This is a genomic window from Halomonas sp. EF61 (genome assembly GCF_040147045.1).
GTDB classification, from domain to species: domain Bacteria; phylum Pseudomonadota; class Gammaproteobacteria; order Pseudomonadales; family Halomonadaceae; genus Halomonas; species Halomonas litopenaei.
Genome location: NZ_JAMSHM010000001.1, coordinates 454617 through 472972 on the forward strand (window position 1 = coordinate 454617; position 18356 = coordinate 472972).

At 65.2% G+C, this 18356-nt stretch carries 20 protein-coding genes; 5 read left to right on the plus strand and 15 right to left on the minus strand.

What is annotated here, in order from left to right:
• Positions 1–199: 199 nt before the first annotated feature.
• The 13 genes from NFI08_RS01875 to radC all read right to left on the minus strand — a co-directional run bounded on the left by NFI08_RS01875 (position 200) and on the right by radC (position 11937).
• On the minus strand, positions 200–880 hold the full coding sequence (locus NFI08_RS01875; protein ID WP_108449734.1) for a response regulator transcription factor: 681 nt from the start codon (positions 878–880) through the stop codon (positions 200–202).
• Positions 877–2436, minus strand: coding sequence for a sensor histidine kinase (locus NFI08_RS01880; RefSeq protein ID WP_108449733.1), 1560 nt, complete (start codon positions 2434–2436; stop codon positions 877–879). Before NFI08_RS01880 ends, NFI08_RS01875 begins: the two co-directional genes overlap by 4 nt.
• Complete coding sequence (locus NFI08_RS01885) at positions 2433–4043, minus strand: ABC transporter ATP-binding protein (RefSeq protein ID WP_045991204.1); 1611 nt, start codon at positions 4041–4043, stop codon at positions 2433–2435. The genes NFI08_RS01880 and NFI08_RS01885 overlap by 4 nt, the downstream gene beginning before the upstream one ends.
• Entirely contained in the window at positions 4040–5149 is a 1110-nt protein-coding gene (locus NFI08_RS01890) for a P-loop NTPase family protein (protein ID WP_052704214.1), read from the minus strand. The genes NFI08_RS01885 and NFI08_RS01890 overlap by 4 nt, the downstream gene beginning before the upstream one ends.
• Positions 5150–5427: 278 nt before the next feature.
• Positions 5428–5988 carry a gamma carbonic anhydrase family protein gene (locus tag NFI08_RS01895; RefSeq protein ID WP_045991206.1) on the minus strand — a complete coding sequence of 187 codons (561 nt, stop codon included), beginning with the start codon at positions 5986–5988 and terminating at the stop codon, positions 5428–5430.
• A 214-nt stretch (positions 5989–6202) separates the two neighbouring features.
• The gene (locus tag NFI08_RS01900; protein ID WP_349586775.1) at positions 6203–6625 is read right to left on the minus strand and encodes a TraR/DksA C4-type zinc finger protein; all 423 of its coding nucleotides are present in this window, start codon (positions 6623–6625) and stop codon (positions 6203–6205) included.
• A gap of 418 nt (positions 6626–7043) precedes the next feature.
• On the minus strand, positions 7044–7502 hold the full coding sequence (locus tag NFI08_RS01905) for an acyl-CoA thioesterase (RefSeq protein WP_222516081.1): 459 nt from the start codon (positions 7500–7502) through the stop codon (positions 7044–7046).
• On the minus strand, positions 7492–7827 hold the full coding sequence (locus tag NFI08_RS01910; RefSeq protein ID WP_108132274.1) for a putative signal transducing protein: 336 nt from the start codon (positions 7825–7827) through the stop codon (positions 7492–7494). Before NFI08_RS01910 ends, NFI08_RS01905 begins: the two co-directional genes overlap by 11 nt.
• Positions 7828–8019: 192 nt before the next feature.
• Positions 8020–9210 (minus strand): class I SAM-dependent rRNA methyltransferase, encoded by a 1191-nt coding sequence (locus NFI08_RS01915; RefSeq protein WP_045991285.1) that lies wholly within the window; start codon positions 9208–9210, stop codon positions 8020–8022.
• 64 nt (positions 9211–9274) lie between these two features.
• Entirely contained in the window at positions 9275–10204 is a 930-nt protein-coding gene (gene mutM, locus NFI08_RS01920; RefSeq protein WP_349586780.1) for a bifunctional DNA-formamidopyrimidine glycosylase/DNA-(apurinic or apyrimidinic site) lyase, read from the minus strand.
• 155 nt (positions 10205–10359) lie between these two features.
• The gene (rpmG, locus tag NFI08_RS01925) at positions 10360–10515 is read right to left on the minus strand and encodes a 50S ribosomal protein L33 (protein ID WP_016856547.1); all 156 of its coding nucleotides are present in this window, start codon (positions 10513–10515) and stop codon (positions 10360–10362) included.
• A 112-nt stretch (positions 10516–10627) separates the two neighbouring features.
• Positions 10628–10864, minus strand: coding sequence for a 50S ribosomal protein L28 (rpmB, locus tag NFI08_RS01930; protein WP_045991211.1), 237 nt, complete (start codon positions 10862–10864; stop codon positions 10628–10630).
• A gap of 398 nt (positions 10865–11262) precedes the next feature.
• Entirely contained in the window at positions 11263–11937 is a 675-nt protein-coding gene (gene radC, locus NFI08_RS01935; RefSeq protein WP_045991212.1) for a RadC family protein, read from the minus strand.
• Positions 11938–12254: 317 nt separating this feature from the next.
• Between radC and coaBC the strand changes: the two genes are divergently transcribed.
• From coaBC to slmA, 5 genes are all read left to right on the plus strand, one after another.
• Positions 12255–13601 carry a bifunctional phosphopantothenoylcysteine decarboxylase/phosphopantothenate--cysteine ligase CoaBC gene (gene coaBC / locus NFI08_RS01940; protein ID WP_349586785.1) on the plus strand — a complete coding sequence of 449 codons (1347 nt, stop codon included), beginning with the start codon at positions 12255–12257 and terminating at the stop codon, positions 13599–13601.
• A gap of 60 nt (positions 13602–13661) precedes the next feature.
• On the plus strand, positions 13662–14129 hold the full coding sequence (gene dut / locus NFI08_RS01945) for a dUTP diphosphatase (RefSeq protein WP_253553723.1): 468 nt from the start codon (positions 13662–13664) through the stop codon (positions 14127–14129).
• Positions 14130–14187: 58 nt separating this feature from the next.
• Positions 14188–15570, plus strand: a complete 1383-nt coding sequence (locus NFI08_RS01950) for a phosphomannomutase/phosphoglucomutase (RefSeq protein ID WP_045991214.1) — start codon at positions 14188–14190, stop codon at positions 15568–15570.
• Positions 15571–15591: 21 nt separating this feature from the next.
• Positions 15592–16497 (plus strand): acetylglutamate kinase, encoded by a 906-nt coding sequence (gene argB, locus NFI08_RS01955; RefSeq protein ID WP_045991215.1) that lies wholly within the window; start codon positions 15592–15594, stop codon positions 16495–16497.
• A 136-nt stretch (positions 16498–16633) separates the two neighbouring features.
• Entirely contained in the window at positions 16634–17242 is a 609-nt protein-coding gene (gene slmA, locus NFI08_RS01960) for a nucleoid occlusion factor SlmA (protein ID WP_045991216.1), read from the plus strand.
• Positions 17243–17375: 133 nt separating this feature from the next.
• Here the strand turns inward: slmA and NFI08_RS01965 are convergent, their stop codons facing one another.
• Together NFI08_RS01965 and NFI08_RS01970 are read right to left on the minus strand one after the other, a co-directional pair.
• Positions 17376–17816 (minus strand): VOC family protein, encoded by a 441-nt coding sequence (locus NFI08_RS01965; protein ID WP_045991217.1) that lies wholly within the window; start codon positions 17814–17816, stop codon positions 17376–17378.
• A 47-nt stretch (positions 17817–17863) separates the two neighbouring features.
• Entirely contained in the window at positions 17864–18316 is a 453-nt protein-coding gene (locus NFI08_RS01970; RefSeq protein ID WP_108449731.1) for a DUF411 domain-containing protein, read from the minus strand.
• Positions 18317–18356 lie beyond the last annotated feature (40 nt).

Genomic DNA, 18356 nt, shown 5'->3' on the forward strand with positions numbered 1-18356 from the left:
GATTCGTACAACAGATTTTTTATCGTCACCCACAGTGAAGCACAGGAATTTTTTGCCAATAAACCCCCGGCGAAAAAACGGAAAGATCAGAAAACTTCACCCTCAAAGACCTTTGAACTTTCTTCCCAGGCCCCTAAAAACAGCAAGACACACCAGGGCGTGAAGTTCTGCCCCGGAGACAACCCGATGGTAAAGGACCTCAAAGGCCTTGAGCGTCGTAGCGGTATCCGGCGCCGCGGACCGTAGTGATGCGCGAGGCGTGGTCACCGAGCTTACGCCGAACCCGCCCCACGTAGACATCGACGGTATTGGTCATGGGGTCCTCGTTGAGCCCCCAGACCGCGTTGAGGATACGTTCACGGCTCATCACCCGCCCGGCATTGCCGAGCAATAGCGCCAGCAGATCACGCTCCTTGGTCGACAACTCGACGACCTCACCGTCGACCTTCAGGCACAGCGCCTCGCGATCGAACTGCACCGGATCCTCCGCCTGAGCGCCCGGTGTCGCTCCTGCCCGTGCCCGGGCGCGTCGATGCAAGGCCTCCATGCGCGCAATCAGCTCGTCGAAGGAAAAGGGCTTGCTCAGATAATCGTCGGCTCCCTTGCGAAGCCCCACGATCTTCTCGTCGGTGGCATCCAGGGCCGTCAGCATCAGAATCGGGACCTCGTCGCCCCGTGCCCTGACTCGCGTGCACACCTCATGCCCGGACAGCCCCGGCAGCATGATGTCGAGCAGCACCACATCAAAACCGCCCTCCTTCAACAGCGACAAGGCGGTTTCACCATCACCGGCACGGGTGGCGGTCCACCCCTCGCCCTTGAGCCCGCGACACAGAAAGTCCGCGACCCTATCTTCGTCTTCCACTACCAGCACGTTCACGTCGTCGTGGACTCCTCGGCCATCCCTGGCACATCGATGTAGACGATCAGCCCGCCTCCCGGCCGGTCCTCCAGACCGGCCTCCCCTCCGTGGGCACGGGCGATAGCACGGACAATGGGTAGTCCCAGACCACTGCCCTCAGTGTAGTTGGTGGAGGCATTGGCACCGCGATAAAAGCGTTCGAACACCACCGCCTTATCGACCGCCGATACCCCCCTGCCATCGTCCTCCACCGCGATTCGCCAGCCACCACCATGACGCCACAGGCGCACCACCACCCGGGGGCCCCCGTGGACCCGGGCATTCTGAAGAAGCGCCAGCACCGACTGGCGTAGACGCAGGCGATCCACCTCCACGGGGGCAACGGTCACCTCGGTCTCAAGAGACACCAGCACCGATGACAGACTGATGACATCCTTGAGAAACCCGACCAGTTCGGTGGGTTGCGGTTGCAGGCGCAATTCGCCGCTCTCCTGCCGTGCGATGGTCAGCAGGTCGTCGATCAGAGCAGCAGTATGGCCGGCCGCCTCACGGGCACGACGCAACGCCTCGCGGTAGTCGTCCTCGTCGGGTTGGCGCGCGCGCAGTACCACGTCGCATTCGCCCTGGATGATGGTCAACGGTGTGCGCAGCTCGTGGCTGACATCGGCCAGTAGTCGACGCCGATGCCGTTCGGCCCGACGCGCTTCCTCCAGCAACCTTTCGAGTTCTCCGGTGCGATCCGCCACCGCCTCCTCCAGCGCGCTGTTCTGGCGCTCGAGCGCGCGCCGCTGGGAGTGCACGTCTGCACCCATCTGATTGAGCAGACGGCTGATGCGGCCTAATTCGTCACCGCCGGAGACCTTGATGGCATGACCGAAGGCACCCCCGTGCATACGCTCGACGCCCGCCATCAGCCTCTGAAAGCGCCGCGATACCCGCCAACGGTAGAACACCATGACCGCCACCGTCAGCACCACCGCCAGCAGCGCAAACCCGAGCGCCAGCCAGCGCGTCTGGCGGGCGCCTCGGGCCAATTCCTCGCGGGCTTCGCGCACCTCCTCGATCTCGCCCTCCAGGGCCACGTCCATCAGCTTGCGAAAGCGTTCATCAATGGCTTCATCGAGCAGCGCATAGAAACTCAACCAGCGGCTGACCGGATCGAGCTCCCGCTCCGAGTCGAGCAGCTCAGCGTAGCCGCGGATCACCTCGTCCAGCTGGTCCTCGAGCCTGGCCAGCAGTTCCAGCTCCTCGACTTCCTCGTCCCCTACCAGCTCGATCTCGGCGCCGATGATATCGCGGATCTCGCCGATATCCTGGCGCACCAGCTCCTGTAACCTGCGCTCCCCCTCACCGCCGTCCTGATCACCGATCAGCAAGGCATCTGCGTACTGCTTGAACAGCCGATAGCTGTGGGTCGACAGATTCAGGTGTGCTTCGTAGGAGTGATGCGCCAGGTTCATGCGATCGCTCAACCAGGTACTGCGCTCGACGCTCCAGTAGGCCAACACCGCTCCGGTGCAGGCCATCGTCAGCAAGACCAGGGTATAGGCGGTTACCACACTGATGATTTTCATGACCCCAGTTTACTGTTCCCGCAGACGGAAGGCGTTTTCGGATGATCCATGTTCTCCGACAGGCGCAGCAACATGCCGGCACCGCCGGTGACCGAATCAGGTAGATTGTGCACCAGGGTCGCCTGGCAGCGTGCGTCAAGCAGCGTGAACAGCTCGACGGCGTCCTTGAGCAGCGGCCACAGGTAACTGTCGACCACCACCAGATCAGGGCGCGACAGCAGCGCCTGGACCAGGGCTAACCGCAGGGACTCGCCGGGTGTCAGATTGTGCCCTGCTTCCTCGATCCGCCCATCCAGACCTCCCAGGCGAGCGATCGCAGGGCCTAGACCACACTCTCGCGCCACCCGGCCGATGTCGTCATCGTCGGGGCGCGCGGCGGCCCCCATGGTCAGCGCGCGGCGCAGGCTGCCCCTGAGCAAGGCGGGGCGATCACCGATACAGGCGATGGCCGGCTCGGTCGGCAAGCCGTCAAACCGCAGTCGCCCCGCCTCGGGTGCACGCCGCCGTGCCAGCACCGCCAGCACCCGCGACGCCAGGTCGGGATCATCGGTGGCGAGACACACCCGCTGGCCCGCGCGAATACGCAGATGCAGGGTGCAGCCACCCACCCGGAGGTGCTCCAGATCCAGCGGCACCGGCCGTCCACGTCGACGCACTCGCGGCAAGGCCTCGGTCCGCGCGAGCAGTGCCCGACACTTGTCGCGGGCGACACACCAGGCGCTGTAGCGATCCCATACGCCGATACATTCGCGCACAGGTACCACCAGGATCGCCAGCACCGACAGTGCCGCGGCGGCGTCCGCCGCCGCCAGACCAAAGCGCGCCGTAGCCCACAGCACCGCCGCTCCACCAAGCCCCAGAGAAGCGTTGGGCAGCGCACGCAGCAGCGATACCCGACGTACGCGACGCACGGCGTCCTCGGCACTGCGACGTCCCTTGCGCTCCAGGCTGGCGATTTCACGGGGCAGGCGATTCATCAACGCCAGCTCGCGGGCGATGGGAATCCGCTCCATCGCGGCAATGGCCACCCCGGCACGCCGCCTTCGCAGATCCCGATGCAGGCGGCCCAGCGCCAGACCCAGCCCGGCGGCCAGCGCCACGGCGGCGAATATGGGTAGCATGCCGGCCAGCGCCAGGACGGGATCGATCAGCCACAGGCACAGCGCCGCCATGGGAAAGACCACCGCCGCAGACACCAGCCGAGTGATGCCCATGCCGACCCAGCCCCGGGCCGCCGCCAGGTCACCGACAAAGCGCAGCGACAGCCCTCCGAGACGACGACCGGCACGCTCGGCACCGAGGGCAGCGATGGCGCGGAAGACGACGCTGCGAAGCTCCACCGCGTAGCTCTGGCCGATGGCCTCGCCCCGGACCCTGGCCAGGGCCTGGCAGGCAGCGATCACCAGCGCTGCCGCTGCCAGTATCAGCAGCGAGGTCAGCGGCAGCTGGGAGTAGGTCGAGCCGGACGTCGAACGCAGTGCGACGAAGACATCGCGGGTGGCGAAGGCCGTGGCCATCATCAGCCCAGCCTGGATGATCCCCAAGCCCACCACCAGCGCGATATGACGGCCTCTGCCACGCCCCGAGAGTTCGGGAAGCTCGCTCATGCGGCGGCACCCGTGGCAAGCCGGTTATCCTCTGTCAGGTCCTTGAGCATGGTCTGACCGAGACGCCTTCTGATGATTGGCGCCACCAGCCTCGATACCGCCTCGGGGTCACACAGCGCCTCACGCTTGACCACCGGCAGCCCGGTCTCGCCGCTGGCTTCACGGCTACCGAGCGCCGACAGACTGACCATCCCCGCCAGGGCAAAGGGCGTTTGGCCATGACGTTTGAGCACCGACACACCCCCGACCGCACCCAGCGCATCCGGAGCCGCGAACAGGATACCGTCCAGGCGCTCGATGATCGTGGAATCCGCCAGGATGGCAGCGGTCTCGTCCTGGAACACCCCGTCGGCGATTTCCACCACCACCACCTCGGCACCGCGCGCCGCCGCACCTCCGACCAGCGCCTCGAAGCCACGTTCGATGCGCTCGAGCGGACAGCGGAAGGTCGACGCCATGCCGGCATCGGTAAAGTCACTGACGGCCACCGAGGCGTCAGCGAAGGCGTTGAAGTCACCAAAGGCGCCGGTGCCGGTGGCCTTGACCCCCTCCACCGCAAAGCCCGCACGTTGGAGGCCGTGGGCCAGGCTCACCGCCGCCGTAGTCTTGCCGGCATTCATCGAAGCGCCGAACACCCCAAGCACCACTATGTCATCGGGGATACGCGCATCGGCGATGGCATAGCGGTCAATATTGATCACCTCGCCATGAAGGTCGGCGAGAAAACCCAGCGGTCGCAACTGAGTGGGGCGAGCCATCCTGGCATGTGCCGCCTCGACCTTGCCGGCGATGCCGCCACCGGCCAGCAGATCCATACGCACATCCACCTCAGCGCGGCCCATGAATTGATCCGGTGCGTAGCGATCTCCCACACACAGCACCAGCAGATCACCGGGATAGCTCTCGCTGGGACGGCCGCAGGCCAATTGGACCCGCTTGTGCTGCCCGACCTGGAGGACTTCACACAGGATCAGGTCACCGGCGCGCAAAGGATGGTCGAGACTGACCAGGGAACGGACGTCATCGCGCCTGGCGCGGCGGGTGGTAAAGGCCCACTTGGCGGTGGCGGGGACGGCGAAGGGAGTCACGGCAGCGGCACAGGTCATGGCGGTAATCCTCTGGGATGAAGGCACATCCCGAGGCTACCGTGGGCCGCTCGTTGCATCCTGTCAGGCGGGTGAGCGCGGCATTAAGCCCACATGAACACAAGCTGACAAGGCGCGAAAAAGCGCGTAGCGGATTGGCGACAGCGAACAACCGTGGCCGATAAAGGGCGCTACCCCCCTCCTTCGCCTTGCATCAGGCGCGCAAGCGCTTGCGGTTGCCAAACCTCCCGTCTCGCCGCCCAGAGGCCATCCGCCTATCCTCGAACCAGGGCGCCGGGCTAGAAAGAGTTCTGGATCCGCCTATAGCCTTCCACCAGGCTATTGTTGGTGCGCGCCACGTCTTCGGAAAACGCTGAATCCTGGACCGTTACTCGGGACAGGGTGTCCAGATCGGTCCCTGGGCCAATTCGCTCGGTGGACGGCACATAGAAGTCATCGGGAAGATCGCAACCATCCACCACGGCGTTATGCCGCACCACCGCGCCCTTGCCGATAGTGCAGTTGAACAGCACGCTGTTGAAACCGATAAAGGCGCTCTCTCCGACCACGCAGGGACCGTGCACGATGGCCCGATGCGCAATCGACGTGCGTGCACCAATGATCACCGCCGCGCCGGACTTGGAGTGGATGACGACACCGTCCTGGATATTGGAGTGGGCGCCGATGATCATCGGCTCCATCTTGCCATCGGCATCGACCTCATCGGCACGAATGACCGCGTAGGGGCCGATGAAGACGTTCTCCTCGACGATCACCCGCCCACAGAGAATGGCCGTGGGATCGACAAAGGCGCTGGGGTGGACAACCGGCAAATCACCGTAGGGATTCTTGCGAATCATTCATGCTTCCTTGGTTGTGATTCCTGCGAATCAGATAGTGATCGTCGCCCGGCGTGGTCGGCATGGGCGAATCTCGATACGACATACGCCACCGCCTTCGCTGAGCCGGTTGGATCGTCCGTGGACAAGCCCACCGCGCAGGCACTCGTCCAGACTCAGCATCGCCCCTGGGGCGGCCATCACGGTCACAAGCGGTGGATGCTTACCGGCGACGCTACTTCCGCGTCCTGGCGAAGTGATGTTCTCTCTGTTCCTGGCGCTGCTTGGCTTCGAGGCACAGACGCGCCGTGGGCCGGTGCAACAGCCGTGGCAGTCCGATGGGAACGCCGGTCTCCTCGCAGTAGCCGTACTCACCCGTCTCGACGCGCTTCAAGGCGCTGGCAATATTGCCCAGCAAGCGGGTTTCCCTGTCGGCCTGGCGAAGCTGCAGCTGAAGCTCTTCCTCCTGGGCTGCCTGGTCCAGGTCGTCGCTCGACCTTTCTCGAGCCGACATGCGCAGGCGAACCTCCTGCAACCGCTCTTCGACCAGCGCCCGTTCCTGCAGCAACCGGCATCGAAAGAACGCCAGTTGCTCACCGTTCATGTAGTCGTCGTCCGGCATCTCGAGAAGATGCGCTCCGTCATCCATCGTTGGCATCTCACCGCTCCTCCCGCCACGCCGATTGCACAAGGCGTCTGAGACCATCACACTCGCACAAAACGTTATGTTATAACATTTCTTTCGGGTGTCACAATACACCCGCAAATCCTGCCTCCCAGGGTCACCTCGCTGAGGCGGTCGTTGACCACGTCGCCGTCCACGGCCACCAGGCTGACCCTCCCGCCTCTACCTCGTGGTCCAAAGTGCTGCAGTTCTTCCATGAACCCAGGGAGTCTTTAGACGCATTCAGGAACAAAGTGCGACCTATCACACCCAGGGTCAGGACAAAAAAGCTGCCAGTATTGAGACTCGCCAACTTGACACCCAGGGAGCCAGAAAATTGCCGGGAGGGGTGGAGGCCAGCTGAGTACGCTCAGGTCGGTGTGGTCAGGTCTCTGTCGTCAGGACGTTATCGTCAGCTTTCCGCGACCAGGGCGCCGCCGTAGGCGCTGACGAATTCGGGAGGAAGACGGCGGGGACGGCCGCTTGAGAGAGCGATGCAGGCGTAGCGGGTACGTGCACGCAGCAGGGTGACACCATCCTGCGGGCGTATCAGTTGAAAGCGGCGGGTCAGGGTCAGGCGCGAGTCGCAGGCGACGATCCAGGTGGCCATGGCCAGGCGTTCGCCCTCGAAACCCGGCGCCAGATAGTCGAGTTCGTGACGGTGCACCGCCATGGCGCGATCCAGCGCCCGGTAGTGTTCCAGGGTCAGACCCAGCTGGCCGGAGTGCTCCCAGCTGGCCTGTTCCACCCAGCGCAGGTACTGGGCGTTGTTGACGTGGCCATAGTGGTCGATGGCCTCGGGCGCCACCAGGATGTCGATCACGAAGGGCCGGGGCAGATCCCAGTCGAAGGCACCCTGTTCAGCGGTCATGATCGTCCTCCTTGCGGCCACCGCAGTTCCAGCAGGTATCGAAGGCTCCTTCGAGCTCCTCGCCGCAGGCCCGGCAGCGCCAGGCGCTGTCCGGCGCTGGCTCCTCGAGCGCCTGTTTCACCAGCGCTTCGGCTCGCTCACGGTTGTGCTCGGCGACCCACACCTGGGGCTCGCACTCCAGCGGCGGCAGCTCCCCGGCGCCACCGCCGAGGGTCATGTTGCGCAGTTCGCAGGGGATCCCGGCGGCGTCGAGCAGGTTGCGCACGTGGCCCACCAGCAGGGCGTTGCCGTGGGCAAAGATCAGGGTCCAGGGAACCTCGGTCATGGTGTCTTCCTTGGCGCGGGCTTGCCCAGGCACGATGTGACACTTCCATCGCCCGAGGCAAGCCCCTGCGCCTTTTTCGGCCCAGCTAGTTCGGCCCAGCTAGTTCGGCCCAGCTAGTTCGGCCCAGCCTGTTCAGCCACGGCGAGTCACGTCGCGCCTATCTAGCTCATGCCTTGTTCAATCGCGCCTTGCTCAGTCGCGAAAGACGCGCACACCGAGCGCCTTGAGGTAGGCGGTTTCGGGGATCGCCGGGTGCACCGGGTGATCCGGCCCCTGATGGCCCTGGAACAGGATCTGTCCCTGACGATCCTGGTGACGTACCGCACCGCGCACCACGTCGACCAGGCGATCCTGTGCCAGGTGCATGGAGCAGGAGGCGGACAGCAGCAGGCCGTCGCGGCCCAGCAGGCGCATGGCGTCGCGATTGAGTCGGGCGTAGGCACGCTCGCCGTTGGCGATATCCTTGCGCCTCTTGATGAAGGCCGGCGGATCGAGCACGATCACGTCGAACTTCTCGCCGTCGGCCTTGAGCGCCGCCAGCGCCTCGAAGGCGTCGCCGTGACCCACAGCGACCCGCTCGTGCTGGCCGTTGAGCGCGGCGTTCTCGGCGACGCGATCCAGCGCCGACTCGCTGGCATCCACGCACAGCACTTCGCTGGCGCCATGGGCCGCCGCCTGCACGCCCCAGCCACCGACGTAGCTGAACAGGTCCAGCACCCGCTTGCCGGCCACCCGCTGGTTGAGCCAGGCGCGATTGATGCGGTGGTCGTAGAACCAGCCGGTCTTCTGGCCGTCGAGCACGGGGGCGGCGAACTGCACGCCGTTCTCTTCCAGCAGCACCTGCTCCGGCAGCTCGCCCTTGACCACCTCTACCACCTCGCTGAGGCCTTCCTGACGACGACCACTGGTGTCGTTGCGCAGCACCACACAGGCAGGGGACAGCACCTTGTCGAGTGCGTCGAGCAGCTCGTCCTTCACCGCTTCCATGCCGGCGGTGTTGAGCTGAACCACCAGCACCTCGGCGTAGCGGTCGATGACCAGCCCCGGCAGCAGATCGGCCTCACCATGGACCAGGCGGTAGAAGGGCTTGTCGAACAGGCTCTGGCGCAGCGCCAGGGCCTGATTCAGGCGATGCACCAGCAGCGAGCGATCCAGCCGCATGCTCGGGTCACGCGAGACGATGCGGGCGCAGATCAGCGAGTTGGGATTGACGTAGGCCAGACCCATGGGCTTGCCATTGGCGGCCTCGACGATGACCTGCTCACCGACTTCGAGCCCCTTGAGCGGCGTCTCGGCGATGTCGATCTCGTTGGAATACAGCCACAGGTGGCCGGACTTGAGGCGACGATCGGCGTTCTTTTTCAGGCGCAGCGGACGAGTCACGGTGATCACTCTCTCTACGGAAACTACATGAATAATTGGGCGAGCCCTTCAAGCATCGACAGGACTAACGTTGGCAACGAGGGCAAAACACACTGGCGCGCTGCCCCAGGGTCACGTGCTTCAGCTCACCGCCACAACGGCGGCAGGGTGCGCCGGCACGCCCATAGACGTTGAGGCGCTGGGCGAAGTAGCCGGGTTCGCCGGTGCCGCTGACGAAGTCGCGCAGGGTGGTGCCGCCCTGGGTGATGGCCGCGGCCAGCACCTCCTTGGCGGCGGCGGCCAGGCGATCGTAGCGCTCGCGTCCGATGCGTCCGGCCGCGCGGCGCGGATCGATACCGGCCAGAAACAGCGCTTCGCTGGCGTAGATATTGCCCACCCCGACGACCACGGCGTTGTCCATCAAGAACGGTTTCACCGCCGCCTGGCGCCCCCGCGACAGGGCGTACAGCCGGGCGCCGTCGAAGGCCTGCGACAACGGCTCGGGGCCTAGCCGCGACAAGCGGGTATCGTGGGCCTCGTCGTCCCGGAGCCAATCGACGAAGCCGAAACGACGCGGGTCGTGATAGCGCAGGATGACGCCGTCCTCGAGCACCAGGTCCACATGGTCGTGCTTCCTGGGCAGCTCACCGAGGCGGGCAATACGCAGGCTACCGGACATGCCCAGGTGCCACAGCAGGGTGCCCTTTTCGCGCACTCCGCCGCCGTCGTCCGCCCGGGACGCGACCGTGCAGGCACCCTCGGTGCTGGCGACCGTCTCGCCGATCTCGACGCTCTCTGCGCTCTCACCGCCCTCGCCCGACAGCACCGGCAGCAGCAGGTACTTGGCGCGACGGCGAATCTCGCCGAGGCGGGCGCCGATCAGACGATCGGCGAGATCCTCAGGCACCGGCACCCGCAGGCGCGACTGGCGCACCAGCACCTCACGGATCTCGCGCCCTTGTACGTGGGGGGCGATGCCGCGCCGGGTGGTCTCGACTTCGGGAAGCTCTGGCATGGCACACCTGGGGCCTGGGGTTAGAGCGGCGAGCAGCGAGCGACATCATGCCATCGCCCAGGGCCGCTGACAGGGACATACGCAAGAACCCGACCTCGGGGCCGGGTTCTCGGTGACAGGCGACAACTCGCCTGCGGTGGAAGCGAGATCAAGCCTTACTTGATCTTGGCTTCCTTGTACATCACGTGCTTGCGAACCACCGGATCGAACTTCTTCATTTCCATCTTGTCCGGAGTGTTACGCTTGTTCTTGTCGGTGGTGTAGAAGTGGCCGGTACCGGCGCTGGACACCAGACGAATCTTGTCACGCATGAGACTTCTCCCAGTTTGCCGCCTGGTACGCGTCGTGCACACCAGGCCAGTCATTCAAGTCGGCGGAGGCCGTTCGCTCAGGCGAACCAGTGGGCTCCCGAGGACGTCATCCTTAGATGGCGTCGCCGCGCTTACGGATATCGCTGAGCACCTCTTCGATGCCCTTCTTGTCGATGATGCGCATGCCCTTGGAGGAAACACGCAGGGTCACGAAACGCTTTTCGGACTCGACCCAGAAGCGATGGCTGTGAAGGTTCGGCAAGAAACGACGACGGGTCTTGCGCTGGGAGTGTGAAACGTTGTTACCAGTCACCGGGCGCTTGCCGGTAACCTGACATACTTTGGACATGAGAGCCTCCAACCGCGTGGCGAGTTGTTCAAAACCTGTCGGGCAAACCGGGAAGGGCGAGAACCGAAGGGATGTGTCGCAGACTGGCCGCGCGGTGCCGGCGAAAGTCCGCATTCATCATGCCCTCAGCAACCTCGAGCCCTGTCATGAGCCCCGTGCTTTTGACCCAAGGGAATTCAAAGGGTGCACTTTATACCAGACCCTGCCTCCATGGGCAAGGGATACACCAACGTTCGCCAGGTCGCTCGCTCACGGCCCGTGTCGAGGTGCTCGAAACGGCTCCGCTGCGTCGACGGCGATGACGTGACGTGTTCGGGTAGAGAGTCGCCCGGCCAGGACGCGATAGGATCGAGACGATCCTCGCCCCGCCTGGGCCAGCTCTCTTTGCGCGCGGCGCATTATACCCAACCTCGCTCGGCAAATGACACCACTTCTGCGTCTCCCACCACAAAATGATCCAGTACACGGATATCGAACAGGCCCAGTGCCTCTTTCAGGCGATCGGTGATACGCCGGTCGGCATCACTGGGCTCGGCCACCCCGGAGGGATGGTTGTGGCACAGGATCAAGGCGCCCGCCCCCAGCGCCAGGGCACGTTTGGCCACCTCACGCGGGTACACCGAGGCGCTGTCCAGGGTGCCGCGAAACAGCACCTCGAAGCGGATCACCCGATGCTGGGCATCGAGAAACAGTGCGGCGAAGGCCTCGTGGTCCAGATGACGAAGCTGGGCGGAAAGAAAGGTCCTGACCCGTGCAGGAGAGTTCAGCGCCTGGCCCCGCTCCAGATGGCTCGCCAGATGACGGCGCGACATCTCCTGGGCGGCCTGCAACTGAACGAAAGTGGCAAGCCCCAGGCCACGCTGGGCACAGACCTCCTGCTGATGCGCCTCGAGCAGGGCACGCAGTCCGCCGAAGGCACCCAGTACGTCCCGCGCCAGGTCCACCGCCGAGCGTCCTGCCACCCCGACCCGCAGCACAATCGCCAGCAGCTCGGCGTCGGATAGCGCGGTGGGGCCCAGCGTCAGCAGCTTCTCGCGAGGGCGTTCGCCCTCTGGCCAGTCTCGTATCGACATCCCTGTCTCCTGCTCCGTTTCTCGTCACGCCCTGTCGTCACACCCTGTCGTCACGCCCTGTCGTCACGCCCTGTCGTCACATCCTCTCGACACGCTCTGTCATCACACCCAGCCGCCACATCCTCTTCCCACATCCTCTTCCCACATCCTCTTCCCACATCCTCTTGTCACATCCTCCCTTCACGCCCTGTCGGCGAGCGCCGACATACCCGTTGAGTCTAGTGCGGTCTGCCTGATCTGGAGCCAGGGTGCGCGGCTACGCATGATCCGGTACCGGTGGTAAGGTAGAGGGCTGACTCTGGCTGCGGACTTTTTTCATGTTGCACGCTCCCTCCTCTTCCGGTTGCGGCCTGACCGGCTCAGGCCCCGGCGGCCTGCGCCCCGGGCAGCGGGTTGTGCTGGGCATCAGCGCCGGTATTGCCGCCTACAAGAGCGCCTCCCTGGCCCGACTGCTGGTGCAGGCGGGCTGCGAGGTGCAGGTAGTGATGACAGAGGGAGCCCAGGCCTTCATCACGCCGCTGACGCTGCAGGCGCTGACCGGACGCGCGGTGCGCACCTCGCTGCTGGATCCCGACGCCGAGCTCGGCATGGGTCATATCGAACTCGCCCGCTGGGCCGACCTGATTCTGATCGCCCCCGCCACCGCCGACCTGATGGCGCGCCTGGCCCAGGGCATGGCCGACGATCTGTTGACCACCGCTTGCCTGGCCAGCGACGCCCGGCGGATGCTGGCCCCGGCGATGAACCAGGCCATGTGGCGCCATCCGGCGACCCAGCGCAACGCCGCCCGGCTGGTCGAGGATGGCTGGGCCCTGCTGGGCCCCGACCAGGGTGACCAGGCCTGTGGCGACGTCGGCCCGGGACGCATGATGGAACCGGAGGCCATTCTCGGCGCCCTGCTGGATGCCGGCTCTCCCTCCACGCCCCGGACAGCGACAAGCGTCGTGGGAGAGAAAGGCGAAGCAGTGCCCCCGGACGCAGACCTTCATGTGGTGATCACCGCCGGCCCCACCCGGGAGCCGCTGGATCCGGTGCGCTACCTGTCCAATCACAGCTCCGGCAAGATGGGTTTCGCCCTGGCCGAAGCGGCCCGGGACAGTGGCGCACGTGTCACCCTGATCGCCGGCCCCGTCAGTCTGCCGACGCCCCCGGGCGTTGCCCGCCACGACATAGAAACCGCACAAGAACTCCTCGCCACGGCCGAAGGGCTGATGGATGGCTGCGACATCTTCATCGGCTGCGCGGCGGTGGCGGACTATCGCGCCGAGGCTCCGGCCGAGCACAAGATAAAGAAGCGCGATGACGACGACGGTCTTACCCTGAAGCTGGTCAAGAATCCCGACATCATCGCCACCCTGGCTGCCCGCGATCCGCGTCCGCTGATGGTCGGCTTCGCCGCCGAGACCCGCGACGTGGTGCGCTACGCCGAGGACAAGCTCGCGCGCAAGGGGCTCGACATGATCGTCGCCAACGACGTCTCCCGGGAGGGACTCGGCTTCGGTTCGGACCGCAATGCCGCAACCCTGGTGTGGCGCGACGGCGAGTCTCTCGCCCGCCGCGAAGAGACCGACCAGGACAAGGCCAGCCTGGCCCAGGCCATCATCGCCCAGGCCCGAGCCTGCCTCGAGGCGCGACGTCAGATGGTGCGGCCGAACCCGCGCTGAGCCACGACACCACTTATTTATCAGGAAGCCTGTCTGGCTGCCGAAGACCAAGGACCTTTCATGCACGACATCGCCTCGCGCCCTCGCCTCGCCGTCAAGATCCTCGATGAACGGATCAAGGAGCGCATGCCCCGCTACGCCACCGACGGCTCGGCCGGGATGGACCTTCACGCCCTGCTCGACGCGCCGCTGACGCTGGCCCCCGGGGATTGCGAACTGGTCCGCACCGGGCTCTCGATCCATATCGCCGATCCGGGCCTGGCCGGCATGATCCTGCCCCGCTCGGGGCTTGGCCACAAACACGGCATCGTGCTCGGCAACCTGGTCGGCCTGATCGACTCCGACTACCAGGGCGAACTGATGGTGTCGGTGTGGAACCGATCGACCACCGCCTTCACCCTCGAGCCCTTCGAACGTCTGGCCCAGTACGTGCTGGTGCCGGTGGTCCAGGCCGAGCTGGAAGTGGTCGAGGACTTTTCCGAGAGCCTTCGCGGCGGCGGCGGTTTCGGCAGCTCCGGCCGCCACTGACGCCCAGGTTCGACTACCCGTTCATTCAAGCGCCACGTCAAAAGGACAGGACCCTCATATGACTCAAGTCCCCTCCACGATCTTTCGTGCCTACGATATTCGAGGCGTCGTCGACGAGACCCTGACCGAAGCCGGGGTCGAGGCGATCGGCCAGGCCATCGGCAGCGAAGCCCAGGCCCGCGGCGAATCCCGTGTAGTGGTGGCCCGCGACGGGCGACTCTCCGGCCCGCGCCTGATCAAGGCCCTGACCCGCGGCCTCACCGCCAGCGGCTGTGACGTGGTCGACATCGGCATGGTGCCGACGCCGGTGCTGTACTTTGCTACCCACACCCTGGAAGGTACCCGCTCCGGGGTCATGCTGACCGGCAGCCACAACCCGCCGGACTACAACGGCCTGAAGATGGTGCTGGGGGGCGAGACGCTCTCTGGCGAGGCGATCACCGCGCTCTACACTCGCCTTCAGAACGGCGATCTGCGCGAAGGCCAGGGCCAGGTGTCCGAGCACGATGTGCGTGACGCCTACCTGAAGCGCATCCTCGAAGACGTCTCGCTGTCGGGCTCGATCAAGGCGGTGGTGGACTGCGGCAACGGTGTGGCCGGTGAACTGGGCCCGCGCCTGGTCGAACAGCTCGGTGCCGACACCGTGCCGCTGTTCGAGGACATCGACGGCAACTTCCCCAACCACCACCCGGACCCCGGCAAGCCGGAGAACCTCAAGGACCTGATCCACGCGGTGGCCGAGCACGGCGCCGACATCGGCCTGGCCTTCGACGGTGACGGCGACCGCCTCGGCGTGATCACCCCCAAGGGGCGCCTGATCTACCCCGACCATCTGCTGATGGCGTTCGCCGAGGACATGCTCGGTCGCAATCCGGACGCCCGGGTGATCTTCGACGTCAAGTGCACCGGCAAGCTGATCGAGGTAATCGAGAAGGCCGGCGGCACGCCGGAAATGTGGCGCACCGGCCACTCCCTGATCAAGGCACGGATGAAGGAAACCGGCGCCCTGCTGGCCGGCGAGATGAGCGGCCATATCTTCTTCAAGGAACGCTGGTACGGCTTCGACGACGGCCTTTATGGTGCCGCCCGCCTGCTCGAGATCCTGTCGCGCTTCGACGGCGACGCCGACACCTTCTTCGATCGCTATCCGCAGAACCTGAGCACCCCGGAGATCAACATCGAGGTCACCGACGAGACCAAGTTCGACCTGGTCGCGCGCCTGGCCCGGGAAGGTGACTTCGGTGACGAGGGCGTCAAGACCACCCTGGACGGCATCCGCGTGGACTACCCGGATGGCTGGGGTCTGTGCCGCGCGTCCAATACCACGCCGATGCTGGTGCTGCGCTTCGAGGGTAACGACGCCGCCGCGCTGGAGCGCATTCGCACGCGCTTTGCCGAGGCGCTGGCCGACGTGGACGCCTCGCTCACCCTACCCAACTGACGTGCAGGAGACATGACGCCCATGAGCGAACAGGCACGCGATCCGCGCCTGGTGGTGGAGGTCCTCTCCGAGGCCCTCCCCTATATCCAGAAATTTTCCGGCAAGACCGTGGTGGTCAAGTATGGCGGCAACGCCATGACCGAGGACGCCCTGATCGACTCCTTCGCCCGGGACATGGTGCTGATGAAGGAAGTCGGCATCAATCCGGTGGTGGTCCACGGCGGCGGCCCCCAGATCGGTGATCTGCTGGCCAAGCTCAACATCGAGTCGCGCTTTGTCGGTGGCATGCGTGTCACCGACGCCGAGACCATGGACGTGGTCGAGATGGTGCTCGGCGGACTGGTCAACAAGGATATCGTCAACCAGATCAATCAGTGCGGCGGCAAGGCCATCGGCCTGACCGGCAAGGATGGCGCCCAGATCCGCGCGCGCCAGCTCAAGGTCGAGCACCAGAGCCCGGAAATGACGGCGCCCGAGATCATCGACATCGGCCATGTGGGCGAAGTGGAACACGTCTCCACCGACCTGATCGAAATGCTCGCCGCCCGGGATTTCATTCCCGTGATCGCCCCCATCGGGGTCGACGGCGAGGGTCGCAGCTACAATATCAATGCGGATCTGGTGGCCGGCAAGGTGGCCGAGGCGCTCGGCGCCGAGAAGCTGATGCTGCTGACCAACGTGGCCGGGTTGATGAACCGCGACGGTGAGGTGATGACGGGACTTTCCACCGCTCAGGTCGACGAATTGATCGCCGACGGCACCATCCACGGTGGTATGCTGCCGAAGATCCGCTGCGCCCTCGACGCGGTCAAGGACGGGGTCGTCAGCGCCCATATCGTCGATGGCCGGGTGCCCCACGCCACCCTGCTGGAGATCTTTACCAACGCGGGTGTCGGCACCCTGATCACCAACGAATCGCCCAACTGAAGTACCCGTACCAAGGCGATACGAAAGCGACACGATAACGACGCAAGGAAGTGCGAACCGGGCACAAGCTCCGGACGCAAGGGAACTCGCCCGCCGGCGCCCCGGCGGGCCATCAACGACAAAAGAATTCGATATCATGACGCAGGAAAAGACCCCAAGTCGGCGGGACCAGATACTGCAGGCGCTGGCCCTGATGCTGGAAGAAGACAGCGGCAAGCGCATCACCATCGCCGCCCTGGCGCGCCAGGTCGGCGTCTCGGAGGCAGCGCTCTACCGCCACTTCCCGAGCAAGGCCAGGATGTACGAGGGCCTGATCAGCTTTATCGAGGAGACCCTGTTCGAGCGCATCACGCGCATCCTCGACGAGCAGCAGGAAGCGCTGCCGCGCTGCCATCAGATCATGACCCTGGTGCTGGCCTTCACCGAAAAGAACCCGGGCCTGTCGCGGCTGTTGGGCGGCGACGTACTGACCGGCGAGACGGCGCGACTGAGGCAGCGTATCCACCAGCTGTTCGAGCGGCTGGATACCCAGTTCAAGCAGGTACTACGCGAGGCGGAGCTGCGCGAGGGTCGCCGGCTGGCGATGCCGGCCAGCGCCGGCGCCAACCTGCTGACCGCCCAGATCGAGGGACGCATCGCCCAGTACGTGCGCAGCGACTACCGCCACCGCCCCACCGAGCACTGGGAAGACCAGTGGCCGGCACTGTCGTCACACCTGCTGAGAGACAGCGCCATCCCCGCCTGAGCAAACGACGCCCGCGCGGCGGGTCACGTGGCAAGCTGCAAGACAAGGCGTCGATGGGGGAGTCAGCTCCCCCATCCCTTCGCTGCCCCTTCGGCGCCGCTCGCTGGCACGATCGACAGCGGCCTTTCGCTCGCTACCAGCTGCCGGTGTTCTCCATCGAGGCCCAGGGCTCGGCGGGTTCCAGGGCGTCGCCCTTCTGCAGCAGTTCCACTGAAATGCCGTCCGGGCTCCTGACGAAGGCCATATGGCCGTCGCGGGGGGGCCGGTTGATGGTCACGCCGTTGTCCATGAGCTTCTGACACAGGGCGTAGATGTCATCGACGCGATAGGCCAGGTGGCCAAAGTTGCGTCCGCCCTGGTACTCCTCCGGGTCCCAGTTCCAGGTCAGCTCGAGCTCCGGCGCGTTGAGCTGGCTTGAGCGTTCCTCGTCCTCTGGCGCCGCCAGGAACACCAGGGTAAAGCGTCCCTTGTCGTTGTCCTTGCGACGCACCTCCTTGAGGCCCAGCAGGTCGCAATAGAAGTGCAGAGAGGCGTCGAGGTCGCTGACACGCACCATGGTGTGTAGAAATTGCATTCGGGTCTCCTCGGAGTTCAGGGGTAGGCCGCGTCTGCTGCGCGAGCTCAAGGGTAACGGGCCACTACCTTGGCGCGGCCATCGTCGACTGTAAAGCCAAGCACCGCGTAGTCATCGAGGCGACCGGTCTCCATCCCGGGCGAGCCATGGGGCATGCCCGGCACCGCCAGACCATCGATATCCGGGGACGTCTCCAGCAGCCAGGCCACCTGCTCGGCGGGGACATGGCCCTCGATCAGGTAGCGCCTGCCGTCTTCATTGGTCAGGGTAGCGGTATGACAGGACGCCAACGCCTGGGGAACCCCCAGGCGCTGCTTGACCGCCGCCATGTCGGGGCTATCGTGAAGACGCACCTCGAAGCCGGCCTCACGCATATGCTCGGCCCAGGCGCTGCAGCAGCCGCAGTTGGGATCCTTGTGCATGTCCAGGCCGGCGGCCAGTGCGAGCGGACTGAAGACACCCATGAGAACGGCGCCCAGGGCGCGAGAAAGACGTGTCATCGCGTATGATCTCCTGACGGAAAAAAGAGAAGGACAGGCC

Bases quoted from the DNA above. Each gene is read 5' to 3' on its own strand.
- dut (WP_253553723.1), top strand. From the start codon at position 13,662: ATGCACGACATCGCCTCGCGCCCTCGCCTCGCCGTCAAGATCCTCGAT.
- NFI08_RS01965 (WP_045991217.1), bottom strand. From the start codon at position 17,816: ATGCAATTTCTACACACCATGGTGCGTGTCAGCGACCTCGACGCCTCT.
- rpmG (WP_016856547.1), bottom strand. From the start codon at position 10,515: ATGCGTGACAAGATTCGTCTGGTGTCCAGCGCCGGTACCGGCCACTTC.
- NFI08_RS01905 (WP_222516081.1), bottom strand. From the start codon at position 7,502: ATGACCGCTGAACAGGGTGCCTTCGACTGGGATCTGCCCCGGCCCTTC.
- slmA (WP_045991216.1), top strand. From the start codon at position 16,634: ATGACGCAGGAAAAGACCCCAAGTCGGCGGGACCAGATACTGCAGGCG.
- NFI08_RS01900 (WP_349586775.1), bottom strand. From the start codon at position 6,625: ATGCCAACGATGGATGACGGAGCGCATCTTCTCGAGATGCCGGACGAC.
- NFI08_RS01950 (WP_045991214.1), top strand. From the start codon at position 14,188: ATGACTCAAGTCCCCTCCACGATCTTTCGTGCCTACGATATTCGAGGC.
- rpmB (WP_045991211.1), bottom strand. From the start codon at position 10,864: ATGTCCAAAGTATGTCAGGTTACCGGCAAGCGCCCGGTGACTGGTAAC.
- argB (WP_045991215.1), top strand. From the start codon at position 15,592: ATGAGCGAACAGGCACGCGATCCGCGCCTGGTGGTGGAGGTCCTCTCC.
- NFI08_RS01895 (WP_045991206.1), bottom strand. From the start codon at position 5,988: ATGATTCGCAAGAATCCCTACGGTGATTTGCCGGTTGTCCACCCCAGC.
- NFI08_RS01890 (WP_052704214.1), bottom strand. From the start codon at position 5,149: ATGACCTGTGCCGCTGCCGTGACTCCCTTCGCCGTCCCCGCCACCGCC.
- radC (WP_045991212.1), bottom strand. From the start codon at position 11,937: ATGTCGATACGAGACTGGCCAGAGGGCGAACGCCCTCGCGAGAAGCTG.
- coaBC (WP_349586785.1), top strand. From the start codon at position 12,255: ATGTTGCACGCTCCCTCCTCTTCCGGTTGCGGCCTGACCGGCTCAGGC.
- NFI08_RS01910 (WP_108132274.1), bottom strand. From the start codon at position 7,827: ATGACCGAGGTTCCCTGGACCCTGATCTTTGCCCACGGCAACGCCCTG.
- NFI08_RS01880 (WP_108449733.1), bottom strand. From the start codon at position 2,436: ATGAAAATCATCAGTGTGGTAACCGCCTATACCCTGGTCTTGCTGACG.
- mutM (WP_349586780.1), bottom strand. From the start codon at position 10,204: ATGCCAGAGCTTCCCGAAGTCGAGACCACCCGGCGCGGCATCGCCCCC.
- NFI08_RS01885 (WP_045991204.1), bottom strand. From the start codon at position 4,043: ATGAGCGAGCTTCCCGAACTCTCGGGGCGTGGCAGAGGCCGTCATATC.
- NFI08_RS01970 (WP_108449731.1), bottom strand. From the start codon at position 18,316: ATGACACGTCTTTCTCGCGCCCTGGGCGCCGTTCTCATGGGTGTCTTC.